13 protein-coding genes are annotated in these 13,715 nt (G+C 52.3%); 6 read left to right on the top strand and 7 right to left on the bottom strand.

From position 1 onward, the window contains the following. Positions 1 to 60: 60 nt before the first annotated feature. Together galR and OGX66_RS15440 are read left to right on the top strand one after the other, a co-directional pair. Positions 61 to 1,089 carry an HTH-type transcriptional regulator GalR gene (galR, locus tag OGX66_RS15445; RefSeq protein ID WP_003033945.1) on the top strand — a complete coding sequence of 343 codons (1,029 nt, stop codon included), beginning with the start codon at positions 61 to 63 and terminating at the stop codon, positions 1,087 to 1,089. A gap of 13 nt (positions 1,090 to 1,102) precedes the next feature. After that, positions 1,103 to 2,113: a LacI family DNA-binding transcriptional regulator gene (locus OGX66_RS15440; RefSeq protein ID WP_054528747.1), complete on the top strand. Its 1,011-nt coding sequence runs from the start codon at positions 1,103 to 1,105 to the stop codon at positions 2,111 to 2,113. 107 nt (positions 2,114 to 2,220) lie between these two features. Here OGX66_RS15440 and lysA read toward each other — a convergent pair whose 3' ends face one another. Then, positions 2,221 to 3,477, bottom strand: a complete 1,257-nt coding sequence (lysA, locus tag OGX66_RS15435) for a diaminopimelate decarboxylase (RefSeq protein ID WP_071687437.1) — start codon at positions 3,475 to 3,477, stop codon at positions 2,221 to 2,223. Between the two features lie 118 nt (positions 3,478 to 3,595). Between lysA and OGX66_RS15430 the strand changes: the two genes are divergently transcribed. Further along, entirely contained in the window at positions 3,596 to 4,531 is a 936-nt protein-coding gene (locus OGX66_RS15430) for a LysR family transcriptional regulator (RefSeq protein WP_044699798.1), read from the top strand. Here the strand turns inward: OGX66_RS15430 and OGX66_RS15425 are convergent. Continuing rightward, positions 4,503 to 5,210 (bottom strand): aspartate/glutamate racemase, encoded by a 708-nt coding sequence (locus tag OGX66_RS15425; RefSeq protein ID WP_044713437.1) that lies wholly within the window; start codon positions 5,208 to 5,210, stop codon positions 4,503 to 4,505. The genes OGX66_RS15430 and OGX66_RS15425 overlap by 29 nt on opposite strands. Before the next feature lie 141 nt (positions 5,211 to 5,351). Here OGX66_RS15425 and OGX66_RS15420 point away from each other — a divergent pair, with 141 nt between their 5' ends. Beyond that, entirely contained in the window at positions 5,352 to 5,678 is a 327-nt protein-coding gene (locus OGX66_RS15420) for a cupin domain-containing protein (RefSeq protein WP_003033932.1), read from the top strand. Between the two features lie 73 nt (positions 5,679 to 5,751). On the opposite strand, the gene araE is transcribed toward OGX66_RS15420, so the two are convergent. From araE to OGX66_RS15395, 5 genes are all read right to left on the bottom strand, one after another. Continuing rightward, on the bottom strand, positions 5,752 to 7,170 hold the full coding sequence (gene araE / locus OGX66_RS15415; RefSeq protein ID WP_003033926.1) for an arabinose-proton symporter AraE: 1,419 nt from the start codon (positions 7,168 to 7,170) through the stop codon (positions 5,752 to 5,754). 315 nt (positions 7,171 to 7,485) lie between these two features. After that, positions 7,486 to 8,247, bottom strand: coding sequence for a 2-dehydro-3-deoxy-D-gluconate 5-dehydrogenase KduD (kduD, locus tag OGX66_RS15410; RefSeq protein ID WP_003033923.1), 762 nt, complete (start codon positions 8,245 to 8,247; stop codon positions 7,486 to 7,488). A 57-nt stretch (positions 8,248 to 8,304) separates the two neighbouring features. Next, a complete protein-coding gene (gene kduI, locus OGX66_RS15405) occupies positions 8,305 to 9,141 on the bottom strand; it encodes a 5-dehydro-4-deoxy-D-glucuronate isomerase (RefSeq protein ID WP_003840972.1) in 837 nt (278 codons plus the stop codon). 470 nt (positions 9,142 to 9,611) lie between these two features. Further along, positions 9,612 to 10,790: an acetyl-CoA C-acetyltransferase gene (locus OGX66_RS15400; RefSeq protein ID WP_003033912.1), complete on the bottom strand. Its 1,179-nt coding sequence runs from the start codon at positions 10,788 to 10,790 to the stop codon at positions 9,612 to 9,614. A 102-nt stretch (positions 10,791 to 10,892) separates the two neighbouring features. After that, a complete protein-coding gene (locus tag OGX66_RS15395; RefSeq protein WP_044713439.1) occupies positions 10,893 to 11,777 on the bottom strand; it encodes a LysR family transcriptional regulator in 885 nt (294 codons plus the stop codon). A 101-nt stretch (positions 11,778 to 11,878) separates the two neighbouring features. On the opposite strand from OGX66_RS15395, the gene OGX66_RS15390 reads away from it, so the two are divergent. After that, the gene (locus OGX66_RS15390) at positions 11,879 to 12,334 is read left to right on the top strand and encodes a multidrug/biocide efflux PACE transporter (protein ID WP_003840976.1); all 456 of its coding nucleotides are present in this window, start codon (positions 11,879 to 11,881) and stop codon (positions 12,332 to 12,334) included. Positions 12,335 to 12,476: 142 nt separating this feature from the next. Beyond that, on the top strand, positions 12,477 to 13,706 hold the full coding sequence (locus OGX66_RS15385) for an amino acid permease (RefSeq protein ID WP_003840979.1): 1,230 nt from the start codon (positions 12,477 to 12,479) through the stop codon (positions 13,704 to 13,706). Positions 13,707 to 13,715: the final 9 nt, after the last annotated feature.

The following is a 13,715-nucleotide window of genomic DNA, read 5'->3' as shown; positions in this document are numbered from 1 at the left end:
AGCCAGCCATTTTCCGTAACACTGACGGAATGTAAGCGTTTACCCACAACAGGTACTATCATGGCGACCATAAAGGATGTAGCCCGACTAGCAGGTGTATCAGTCGCCACCGTTTCTCGAGTGATTAATGATTCCCCTAAAGCCAGCGAAGCATCGCGCCTGGCTGTAACGAGTGCAATGGAATCACTCAGCTACCACCCCAACGCCAATGCGCGTGCGCTGGCACAACAATCCACAGAGACCATCGGTCTGGTAGTTGGTGATGTGTCCGATCCATTCTTTGGGGCAATGGTTAAAGCTGTCGAGCAGGTGGCCTATAACACCGGTAATTTTTTGCTGATTGGCAACGGCTACCATAACGAACAGAAGGAACGACAGGCGATTGAACAGCTCATTCGCCACCGCTGCGCAGCCCTTGTTGTCCACGCAAAAATCATCCCGGATGCTGAGCTGGCATCACTAATGAAGCAAATCCCCGGCATGGTATTAATTAACCGAATTCTGCCAGGATTCGAACAACGCTGCGTTGCCCTTGATGACCGTTTCGGCGCATGGCTGGCGACCCGGCACCTCATTCAACAGGGCCATACGCGCATTGGCTATCTGTGCTCCAATCACACAATCTCAGATGCGGAAGATCGTCTGCAAGGCTATTACGACGCGCTGGCAGAGAGCAATATACCGGTCAGCGATCGCCTGGTAACGTTTGGTGAACCGGATGAAAGCGGCGGTGAACAGGCGATGACCGAGTTACTTGGTCGTGGCAAAAACTTCACTGCGGTAGCCTGCTACAACGACTCAATGGCGGCTGGTGCCATGGGCGTATTAAATGATAACGGCATTGATGTACCGGGAGAAATCTCGCTGATTGGTTTTGATGATGTGCTGGTTTCCCGCTACGTGCGCCCGCGTCTGACCACAGTACGCTATCCGATCGTGACGATGGCAACCCAGGCTGCCGAACTGGCGCTCGCGCTGGCGGAGAAGCGCCCCGTACCTGAAATTACCCACGTTTTTAACCCAACTCTGGTGCGTCGCCATTCCGTTTCGACGCTGACAGAGCCGGGGAATTCATCGTCAAACGATTAACCAGGATAGCGTTATGACTACGATGTTGGACGTTTCACGACACGCAGGCGTCTCAAAAGCGACCGTTTCGCGCGTACTGAATGGCACGGGTCAGGTAAAAGAGAGCACGCGCCAGAAAGTGTTTAAGGCCATGCAGGCACTTGATTATCGGCCTAATTTTTTAGCACGATCTTTGGCAAACCGCACCAGCAACAGCATTGGTCTGGTGGTTTCTACATTTGATGGATTCTACTTTGGCCGGCTGCTGCAACAGGCTTCACGCCAGACGGAATCTCACGGCAAGCAGTTGATCGTCACCGACGGACACGACACACCAGAGCGTGAGCAGGAAGCCGTGCAAATGCTGGCGGACAGGCAGTGCGACGCCATTATTCTCTATACCCGCTATATGAGTGAAAAAGAGATAATGTCGCTGATGAACAGCATCGCTATGCCCTTGCTGGTCATCAACCGTGATGTCAGCCAGGCCCGCGATCGCGCGATTTTCTTTGAACAGGAAGACGCGGCCTATCAGGCGGTCAATTATCTTATCTCCCAGGGCCATAGAGATATTGCTTGTATCACTGTGCCAGGCCATACCCCGACCGGTAAATCCCGCCTGATGGGGTATCGTAAAGCGCTGGAAAAAAACGGTATTCCCTGGGATCCCGACAAGGTCAAATACGGCGACTCCACGATGACACGAGGCTATGAAGCCTGTCGTGAACTGCTGGAGGAAGGGGTGAAATTCAGCGCACTGTTCGCCTGTAACGATGACATGGCATTGGGCGCATCAAAAGCGTTACATCAGGCCGGGCTGAGGATCCCAACGGACGTCTCACTGTTTGGTTTTGATGATGCACCCAGCGCCAAATGGCTGGAGCCGGGGCTGTCTACCGTTTATCTGCCGATTGATACCATGATAACCACGGCAATCGACCAGGCTATCCGGCTGGCCAACGGCGAGAGCGTCGAGCCAATCCCACCGTTTACCGGCAAACTGGTACTACGTGACTCAGTAACGCTCGGGCCGTATTTTAAGTAATTAAATGCCGGATGGCGGCACAAGCGCCTTATCCGGCCAACAGGCCCCACAGTTAATTTCGTAGGCCGGATAAACGTAGCGCCATCCGGCATTTCACCACGCTGTAATCAGATTAATTCCAGCGCTAACAGCTCATCAATGGTCTGGCGACGGCGAATCAGCCGCGCCACGCCGTTATCGAACAAAACCTCCGGCAGCAGAGGACGGCTATTGTAGTTTGACGACATTGACGCGCCGTACGCCCCGGTATCGTGCAAGACCAGATAATCACCCGGCACCACCGCAGGCAACAGACGGGTTTCCACATTTCCGCCCTCCTGCTGGGTAAACACGTCGCCAGATTCGCACAGCGGCCCGGCCACCACGGTTTCCCGTTGCGGGGTGTGTTCCAGAGAGCGACCATCCCCAGCCAGCGCGGAGATATGGTGATAGCTGCCGTACATCGCCGGGCGCATCAGATCGTTGAAGCCCGCATCGATCAGTACAAAGTGACGGCTACCCATCTCTTTTACGCTGCGTACCTGTGCTACCAGCACGCCGGCTTCCGCGACCAGAAAACGACCCGGCTCTATCTCAAGCGCGACCGGGTGCCCCAGGTATTTAGCAATCTGCTCACGCGCAGCGTTCCACAATCCAAAGTAGTGATCGGTATCGATCGCCTCTTCACCTTCGCGATACGGGATTGATAAACCGCCGCCCGCAGAGATCGCCTCCAGATCCTGATCAAATTCAATCACCTGACGCACCATCGCACCGCACACCTGCTCCAGATGCGCGTAGTCCACACCGGAGCCAATATGCATATGAATCCCCACCAGCTTCAGCTTGTAGCGCTGAATCACCTCCAGCGCCGCGGGAAGATCGCTATACCAGATCCCGTGCTTGCTGTTTTCGCCGCCGGTATTGGTTTTCTGACTGTGCCCATGCCCAAAGCCAGGGTTTACGCGTAGCCACACGCGATGGCCCGGCGAGACCTGACCCAGTTGTTCCAGCATATCCACTGAACCGGCATTTACCGGAATGCTCAATTCATGCACCCGGGCGAGCGTCGCGTCATCGATCATATCGGCGGTAAAGACTATCTCATCTTTTCCTGGCTCAAAGCCCGCAGCCAGCGCACGTTCAATTTCGCCCAGCGAGACGGAATCCACCTTCACGCCCTGCTCGCGCATCAGGCGCAGAATATGAATATTCGAGCATGCCTTCTGGGCAAAACGCACCACGTCAAACTGGCTCAGTTTGGCAATCTGCGCGCGGATAATCTGCGCATCATAGACCCACACCGGGCAGCCGAATTCGGCAGGCAGGCGCAGCAGGTTGTCGGCGGTCAGGTCAGTGTCTGTGTTGTTGAGTGGGCGTGGCATGGTGTGCTCCAGTATTGGCTTTTTTATGATTACGCCACAGCCCGAAAAGAATAAAAAATATCGTTTTATCGTGAGTCTATGCAAAAATGATATGGATTGGTTCATTCGAGGATTGCCCATGCCCGCCGTTAACCTGCGACACATCGAAATTTTTCACGCCATCATGACGGCAGGCAATCTGACGGAAGCCGCGCGCATGCTACATACCTCGCAGCCCACCGTCAGTCGGGAACTGGCCCGATTCGAGAAAGTACTGGGATTAACGCTGTTTGAACGCACGCGTGGCCGGCTGCACCCAACCGTGCAAGGGTTACGTCTGTTTGAAGAGGTGCAACGTTCGTGGTATGGCCTGGACAGAATTGTGAGCGCCGCCGAAAGCCTGCGCGAGTTTCGCCAGGGCGAATTGTCGATTGTTTGCCTGCCGGTATTCTCACAGTCCTTTTTACCACCACTGCTGCAGCCATTCCTCGCACGCTATCCGCAGGTCAATATTCAGATAGTGCCGCAGGAGTCACCGCTGCTGGAAGAGTGGCTGTCGGCGCAGCGCCACGATCTGGGGTTAACGGAAACGCTGCATACGCCAGCCGGAACAAAACGCACCGAATTGCTGGCGCTGGATGAAGTGTGTGTGCTGCCCCAGGGGCATCCGCTGACTAAGAAAGCGGTGTTAACGCCGCAGGATTTTCAGGGGGAAAACTACATCAGCCTGTCACGGACCGACAGTTACCGTCAGCTACTGGATAGCCTGTTTAATGAGCACCAGGTGAAGCGCCGTATGGTGATTGAAACCCATAGTGCCGCTTCAATTTGTGCAATGGTGCGGGCAGGCGTGGGGATCTCGGTGGTAAACCCACTGACCGCGCTGGATTACGCCAGTAGCGGGGTCGTCATCCGCCGCTTCAGTATTTCGGTACCCTTTACGGTCAGCCTGATTCACCCACTTCATCGCCCCGCCTCGGCGCTGGTTGATGCTTTTACGGCGCATCTTCAGGACCATCTACCAAGTCTTATTGACCCGCTGGAGGCTATTTTGCATCCACAACCGAAAGCATAAATGCCACCGCATCTTGCGCATGGATTGCCGCGGTGTCGAAAACCGGTAGTGGGCTTCGCTCGGTGGGAACCAGCAGACCAATCTCGGTACAGCCAAATATCACCCCTTGCGCCCCCTGTTTCGCTAACTGGTTAATGACGCTCAGGTAATAGTCGCGGGAGGACTCGCTGAATTCACCGAGACACAGCTCATCGAAAATAATTTGGTTTATTTTCTGACGGTCATCAGCGTCAGGAATCAGCGTGCTAATGCCAAATTCAGTCTGTAAACGCCCGCGATAAAAATCCTGCTCCATGGTGTAACGCGTGCCCAGTAGCGCCACATTGCGCATCTGCTGCTTTTGTATCGCCCGACCCGTCGCATCGGCAATATGCAGGAATGGCACATCACAGGCGGCTTCAATCGCCTCAGCAACCTTGTGCATGGTGTTGGTACACAGCACAATCCCTTCCGCACCCGCCTGCTGTAACCCCAGCGCCGCCTGCGCCAGAATATCGCCTGCTTTATCCCACTCACCGCGACTCTGGCACAACTCAATCTCATGAAAATCCACGCTGTGCAGCAGGATCTGCGCTGAATGCAGGCCGCCCAGGCGCTGTTTTACCCCTTCATTAATGAGTCGATAATAAGGAATGGTAGATTCCCAGCTCATACCGCCTAACAGACCGATCGTTTTCATCATTTCCCCTGACTCGTTGTTGTCTCTCCAGTGAACCAAAGATGTGATCAACTTTCCACATATGTTGGCGTGCATTTCTTTTTTTAATTTTCTGATATAGGTTTAATGAAACATTGTTTTAATTAATTACAGGAAGGCCGGATGTTTATTTTTCATAAAGAGACCACACTTGACGATCTGGGCAATGGCGTTACCCGGCGCATTCTTGCTCACGACGGTAACATGATGGCGGTTGAGGTGAACTTCGAGCAAGGCGCGATAGGCCCGATGCACAATCATCCGCACGAGCAGCTGACTTACGTGTTGTCCGGTGAGTTTGAATTTACCATCGGCGAAGAAAAGCATGTCGTTAGGGCGGGCGATACCCTGTATAAACAACCCAACATTATGCATGGCTGCGTCTGTTTAAAACCGGGAACGCTGCTGGATACCTTTACGCCCATACGCGAAGATTTTCTACACGGGTAAAGCGCTAAATAAAAAAGCCGGGTATCGCTTACCCGGCTTACATGAGACGTCATCCGACACTCCGTCTCAACATTTACACCCCAATATCTCTTAACTTCTCACCTGCCATCAGCTTACGTTCGATATGCTCAAGCGTGACGTTTTTGGTTTCTGGAATCAGCCAGAACGTAATACCGATAAACACGACGTTCAGCGCAGTATATAGCCAGAACGTACCGGCGGCGCCAATGCTATCGAGCAGCGTCAGGAACGTTGCACCAATGATCATGTTCGACACCCAGTTGGTGGTGGTGGAGCAGGTAATACCAAAATCACGGCATTTCAGCGGCTGAATTTCCGAACACAGGATCCACACCACCGGCGCGGCGCTCATCGCATAGCCTGCAATACACATCATCGTCATGCCAACTGACAGCCAGGATAGTCCACTGGAAGCCGTGCCGTTATCAAACTGCATCAGGCAATATCCGAGCACCAGCGTCCCGATGGCCATTACGCTGAAACCAATTTTCAGCGCCGGTTTACGTCCTGCTTTGTCGACCGTGAAGACGGCAATAAAGGTAGCGAACATAAACGTTAAGCCAACCACCAGCGTGGCAATCATCTGCTGCTCTGTGGTGGTAAAACCCGCCATTTTGAAAATGCGCGGCGCGTAATACATGATGATGTTCATCCCGGTGAACTGCTGCATCGCCTGCAGTAACATCCCAAGAAAAACTGCGCGGCGCACGTTACGGTTAATTTTAAACAGCGCCCAACCACCCTGCTTCAGCTTCAAGCTTTCACGGATTTCGTTCAGCTCATCGCGGGCCTTTTCTGACGTATCGCGCAGCATTCGCAATACTTCTTCAGCTTCAATGTGGCGACCTTTTTCCGCCAGCCAGCGCGGGCTGTTGGGCAGGAACACAACCAGAATAATCAGCAATACAGCCGGAAGAGCCAGCACGCCCAGCATAGCGCGCCAGTTACCGCTGTAGCTGAACGCGGTATCAGACAAAAAGGCCAGAACGATGCCCAACGTCACCATCAGCTGATACATACTGATCATCTTGCCACGCACGTTTTCGCTGGCCATTTCAGAGAGATAGAGCGGTGCGGTGTAAGAGGCGATCCCCACCGCAACGCCCAGTACCACGCGGGCAAAAATGAGCATTTCTACGCTGGAGGCAAACGCCGAGCCCAGAGATCCGACGACGAAAAGGATCGCCCCCGCCATCAGACTGTATTTACGTCCCAGGCGGAATGACAGCCAACCGTTAAACAGCGCACCAATTGCCGCGCCCAGCATCATGCTGCTGACCACCCACTCCTGCAGGCGGCTGGTCAACACAAAGTGATCGGTGATGAAAGGCAACGCCCCGGCAATCACGCCAATATCCAGGCCGAATAACAACCCTGCGACAGCCGCAGAGATAGAAACAAACATATTCATACGTCGCGTATCGCGCACTGGGCGCGGCGCTAAAGCAGCATCATTATTTATTGAGACCATTTTTTCCTGCCAGATACAGAGTAACCATGCCATTGAAAGTAAGGGATCCCTTGCAGGAAGCGTCAGGCGGGAAACGGCAAAAACATGGATTAAATAGCTACACCACATCGTTATGTGATGGATATTCCAATTTTAAAATTTACCGACAATCACTCAATTAAATTTAATTTATTGATATTAAAGAATATTAAAAACAATAAATTGATACGCATGAAATTTAATATGGAATAATTTATAACCACAATATGGATTTTAATGATTCAAAAGTAAAAAAAACCCTGCCATTTAGCAGGGTTTGTTGGCTCTGGAAAGCAATTAACGCGCCAGCCAGCCGCCGTCTACCGCAACGGTATAGCCGTTGATATAGTCAGATGCGCTGGACGCCAGGAACACGACAGGCCCCATCAGGTCGCTCGGCAGACCCCAACGCCCCGCCGGAATACGATCGAGGATTTCTGCGCTACGCTGCTCATCAGCACGCAGCTGTTGAGTGTTATTCGTCGCCATGTAACCCGGTGCAATCGCGTTGACGTTGATGTTATGTTTTGCCCACTCGTTCGCCATCAGACGGGTAACACCCATTACGCCGCTTTTAGACGCGGTGTAAGACGGCACGCGGATCCCGCCCTGGAAGGAAAGCATAGAGGCGATGTTGATAATTTTACCGCCGTTACCCTGGGCGATAAAGTGCTTCGCCGCGGCCTGAGACATAAAGAACACGCTCTTAATGTTCAGGTTCATCACGTCATCCCAGTCTTTTTCGCTGAAGTCGATCGCATCGTCACGACGGATAAGACCCGCGTTGTTGACCAGAATATCGATATGGCCAAATTCTGCCACTGCGCGCTCCAGCAACGCCGGAATACCGTCGATTTGACGCAGATCGGCGGTCAGGCTTAAAAAACGGCGGCCCAGTGCGGTCACACGTTCGATGGTTTCTGTCGGTTCAACAATGTTGATACCGACGATATCGCAGCCCGCTTCAGCCAGGCCCAGCGCCATACCCTGACCCAAACCGGTATCACAACCGGTCACAACGGCGACTTTACCTTCAAGAGAGAATGCATTCAAAATCATTGTAAATCCTTAATTTTTTATAATGCCCGCCGCAGCAGGCACGGCTGTCGCCCGCAACTAGCGCAGATCTTTTACTGCAACATGGTCCATATCATCAAAGACCTGGTTTTCGCCGACCATGCCCCAAATGAACGTATACGCTTTTGTGCCGACACCGGAGTGAATAGACCAGCTTGGAGAAATCACCGCCTGCTCGTTGTGCATCACAATATGACGCGTTTCCTGAGGCTGCCCCATCATGTGGAATACGCAGGTATCTTCTTCCATATTGAAGTAGAAATAGACTTCCATACGACGTTCATGGGTATGACACGGCATGGTGTTCCACAGGTTACCCGGTGCCAGTTCAGTCAGACCCATGCTCAACTGGCAGGTTTCCAGAACATCCGGCACAAAGTATTTGTTGATGGTACGACGGTTACTGGTGAGGTTATCGCCCAGCGTCACTGGCGCAACGTCTGCAGGCGTGACTTTCTTAGTTGGGTAAGTCGTGTGGGCCGGCGCGCAGTTGTAGTAGAACTTCGCCGGTTTTGTCGTATCAATACTGGCGAATACCACCTCTTTTGCCCCTTTTCCGACGTACAGCGCGTCGCGATGGCCAATTTCATAGCACTGGCCGTCAACGGTAATCGTGCCCGGGCCGCCGATATTGATCACACCCAGCTCACGACGTTCGAGGAAATAGGTTACGCCCAGCTGTTTGCCGACTTCGCCACCCACAGAGACGGTTTTGGCCACTGGCATAATGCCGCCAACAATGATGCGGTCGATGTGGCTGTAGACCATGGTGTATTCATCTGCGACAAACACTTCTTCGACCAAAAACTCATTACGCAGCCCCTGAGTGTCCAGGGTTTTCGCATGCGCACTATGGATGCTTTGTCTTACGTCCACATTTACCTCCAGTGATAAATTGACCGTGAATGCTTAAACGAATAGCAAAACGCTGTTCCGTTTTATCTTATGCACTCATGATATTCCTCCCTGAATGTGTTTTCAATTATAAATAAAACGATGTTTCACTTTTTTCGCATCTTATTATCAAAAGTGTAAGTGCGATCACGCTAGCGCGTATGAATAGCGAAATGGACCTTAATAAAATGATTGAATAACAATACGATAAATTTATTTATTCATTAGGGGCAGGGATAAAAAATGGAAAATTCAGCCGAGATGATCAGTCGAAAAGACACCTTTTCTAACAAAGTGCGCAGTTAATCACATGAAATGAAACAATGTTTTGATAAGTTAACTTTGTTTAGAGTGTATGTTTCTGTAACTGGCCTTGCCCTCCTGCTGGAGGGCTTTTTTACAGGTGCAGGGAAACTCTTAGAAAGGCGTTTAAGACGGTAAATGTAAGATCGTTAATCTCGTTCGATAGCGAGCGCCACCCCCTGACCACCACCGATACACAGCGTTGCCAGGCCCTTATGCGCCCGACGCTTCACCATTTCATGCACCAGCGAAACCAGAATTCGGCAGCCAGATGCGCCAATCGGGTGACCGAGCGCAATGGCTCCGCCGTTAACATTCACCCGCCGTTCATCCCACTCCAGCATTTTCCCAACGGATAATGCCTGCGCGGCGAAGGCCTCATTAGCTTCGATAAGATCAACATCTGCCAGTTGCCAGCCCACACGCTCAAGGCAGCGGCGCGTCGCATACACTGGCGCAATCCCCATGAGCGCAGGGTCGACCCCGACGCTGGCAAAGGCGCGAATACGGGCCAGTACAGGTAAGTTCAACTCTTGCGCCTTGGCCTCGCTCATCATCATCACCGCAGCGGCGCCGTCATTGATGGATGACGCGTTACCTGCCGTTACCGAACCGAGCCTGTCAAAGGTAGGATCCAGACGCGCCAGCCCTTCGGCGCTGGCATCGGTACGGGGCTGCTCGTCGGTATCCACCACCAATGATTGCCCATTACGCTGTGTTACCACCGGCACGATTTCATCTTTAAAGCGTCCAGCATCAATTGCCATCCGCGCTTTGTGCTGCGAGTGCAGCGCGTAGGCATCCTGCAATTCGCGGCTAATGCCGTATTCTCGCGCCAGGTTTTCCGCGGTAACGCCCATGTGATAATCGTTGAAGGCATCCCACAGACCGTCATGTACCAGGCTGTCGACCAGTTGGCTGTTCCCCAGTTGAGCGCCGGTGCGGCTATCGGTAAGGACATGCGGGGCACGGCTCATATTCTCTTGCCCGCCCGCAATCACAATGTCGGCTTCGCCGCACTGGATAGCCTGGGTCGCCAGATGCAGCGCTTTCAGGCCCGAACCGCAGACATCGTTAATGGTGATGGCAGAAACGGTATTGGGTAGCCCACCATTGATGGCAGACTGACGCGCCGGATTCTGCCCGGCACCTGCGGTAAGCACCTGACCGAGGATCACTTCATCCACAGCATGAACGTCCACGCCTGTGCGTTCCAGTAAAGCCCTGACCACCATGCTGCCTAATTCAACGGCAGAATGGCGCGCCAGCGTCCCCTGGAAGCAACCAATCGGTGTCCTTAACGCCCCGACTATCACAACCTCTTTCATCACCACCTCAGCGCAAAATAACACCGCAATAGTAGATGATTGTTAAAAAGAGTTATCAAGGTTGTTTAAAAACGGTGATTTTTATCACAAAGGAAATTCGTATCATTTATTGGTCATCTGAACGCCACTCTGCTGTAAATGGTCGCGCAGCCAACTTCCCGCCACGCCAGGCGGTGATTTCTTATTCCACAACAGATCGATAGAGATAGCCTTTGGCCAGCCGGGCAGCTTTAATTGAACCAATGGTTTTTCTGCCGCAAACTCCTCCACCAGCGCACACGGGAGCGCGCACCAGCCGAATCCCTGAACAGCCATACTTAGCAATAACAGGTAGTTAGGAGCCGACCAGACGGGACCGCGCGCCACGTTAGTCCCGCTTTCCAGATAGGTATTCAGACGCAGCTCGCGCCAGGTATGCAGCTGTTCCCACTGCAGTTTTTCTTGAGCCGCCAAAGGATGCGATACCGCCACGTATAATCCCATCCAGGTTTGCATCGGCAGACGCGTAACGCCCATGTCGGTCGGGTAATCCTCCCGCGCTTCGATCAACCCCACCTGAGCACGTCCTTTTTGCAGCAGATCGATCACGTCCTCGTCTTCGCCAATCAGACATTCAAACTCAGTATGGGGAAACTTGCGATCAAACTGCACCATCAACTCTTCCAGCACATCCGGATGCAGCGTGTCTGACAACACGAAGGTCAGACGCGCTTCCGTTTCACCCGACAGCGAGATCGCCGCTTCATCCAGTCGTTCGCTGGCCGTCAGAATCGCCTGCACATAACCCAGCACCCGCTTACCTTCTTCGGTCAGCGTTGGCTGGCGTGATGAACGGTCAAACAGCGCAAAACCAAGGTCGGCTTCCAGATGCGCAATGGCCGTACTGATGGTGGACTGGCTTTTGCGCAGCCGCCGGGCCGCCGCAGAAAATGAACCGCAGGAAACGGTCTCCACAAATGCCGTTAACGCTTCAGGAGAGTAACGCATGAACTATCTACTTTATCGATGGGTACTATCTTTTAGATATCACATTAAACGATAAAATTGCCACCATTCCGTTATCCGGGCATCAAAGAAGGTTTTAGGTTATGCAACACGATACAGTCCAACGCCGCTCGTTAGTAGAGCGTATTTTTCATGCCGTCTGCTTTGAAGGCATTGCCACCGCTGTTCTCGCACCAACCACCGCATGGTTGATGCAGCGCTCGGTGCTGGAAATGGGCGGACTGACCATTCTTCTCGCCACTACAGCGATGATCTGGAATATCATTTATAACGCCCTGTTTGACCGTCTGTGGCCGTCGCACCTGGTAAAACGTACGGCAAAAGTGCGAGCATTTCACGCCTTAGGTTTTGAGAGTGGTTTTATTGTGATTGGGGTGAGCATCGTGGCGTATGTGCTGAACGTCAGCCTGTTTCAGGCATTCACGCTGGAAATAGGTTTCTTCCTGTTCTTCCTGCCGTATACCATGTTCTATAACTGGGCTTATGACACGTTACGCGAGCGTGTTATGAAGCGTCGCCAGCAGCGCGTTACTGCCTGATAATTAAAATAATAGTCGGAATTTTCTCGGTTCCGGCTATTCATCCATTCACCAGCCCGCTTGTTCACACCTCCCCCAGCCCCTGCCATTTGTGGTAAATTGCGCTTCTTTTTGTTTATTTTATAGTTGATACGTTCAAATAATGTCGAAATTTTGGTCAAAAGAAGAGACTCTCTGGAGCTTCGCACTATATGGGACTGCCGTCGGCGCAGGAACCCTCTTCCTCCCCATACAGCTGGGTTCTGCAGGCGCGGTGGTATTGTTTATCACCGCTCTCGTCGCCTGGCCTTTAACCTACTGGCCGCACAAGGCGCTGTGCCAGTTTATCCTGTCTTCAAAAACGTCGGCTGGTGAGGGGATCACTGGCGCGGTTACACACTACTACGGCAAGAAGATTGGCAGCCTGATCACCACCCTCTATTTTATTGCCTTCTTTGTGGTGGTACTGATCTACGCCGTGGCGATAACCAACTCACTCACCGAACAGCTGGCAAAACATATCGAGATAGATCTTCGCGTGCGTATGCTGGTCAGTCTGGGCGTGGTACTGGTGCTGAATTTAATTTTTCTGATGGGTCGACAAGCCACCATCCGGGTGATGGGCTTTCTGGTGTTCCCGCTCATCGCGTATTTTTTATTCCTTTCGCTCTACCTGACCGGAAGCTGGCAGCCAACGTTACTCACCGGCCAGATGTCTGTCGATCAGCACACGCTTCATCAGGTTTGGATATCTATTCCCGTGATGGTTTTCGCTTTTAGCCATACGCCAATTATCTCCACGTTTGCCATTGATCGACGTGAGAAATATGGCGAGCAGGCCATGGGTAAATGCAAAAAAATCATGAAGGTAGCCTACGTCATCATCTGCCTGAGCGTGCTGTTTTTCGTTTTCAGCTGTTTGCTTTCGATTCCGACAAACTATATCGAGGATGCAAAAAATGAAGGCGTGACCATTCTGTCAGCACTATCGATGATGCCTAACGCACCGGCATGGCTGTCGATTTCAGGGATCATCGTTGCCGTCGTGGCGATGTCAAAATCGTTCCTCGGCACCTACTTTGGCGTGATTGAAGGGGCAACGGAGGTAGTAAAAACATCGTTGCATCAGGTGGGTGTGAAGAAAAGCCGGGCCTTTAACCGCGCCCTGTCCATCATGCTGGTCTCGGCTATCACGTTTATCATCTGCTGCATTAATCCTAATGCTATTTCAATGATTTACGCGATTAGTGGGCCGCTGATTGCCATGATTCTGTTTATCATGCCGACATTGTCTACCTATCTGATCCCGGCGCTGAAGCCGTACCGTTCAGTGGGTAATCTGATCACCCTGATTGTCGGTCTGCTGTGCGTATCTGTGATGTTTTTTGGCTAAATGACGTTA

It is taken from the genome of Citrobacter sp. Cf072 (genome assembly GCF_030334485.1).
Taxonomy (GTDB): Bacteria; Pseudomonadota; Gammaproteobacteria; order Enterobacterales; family Enterobacteriaceae; genus Citrobacter; species Citrobacter freundii.
This window is presented reverse-complemented; position numbering and strand designations above follow the sequence as displayed.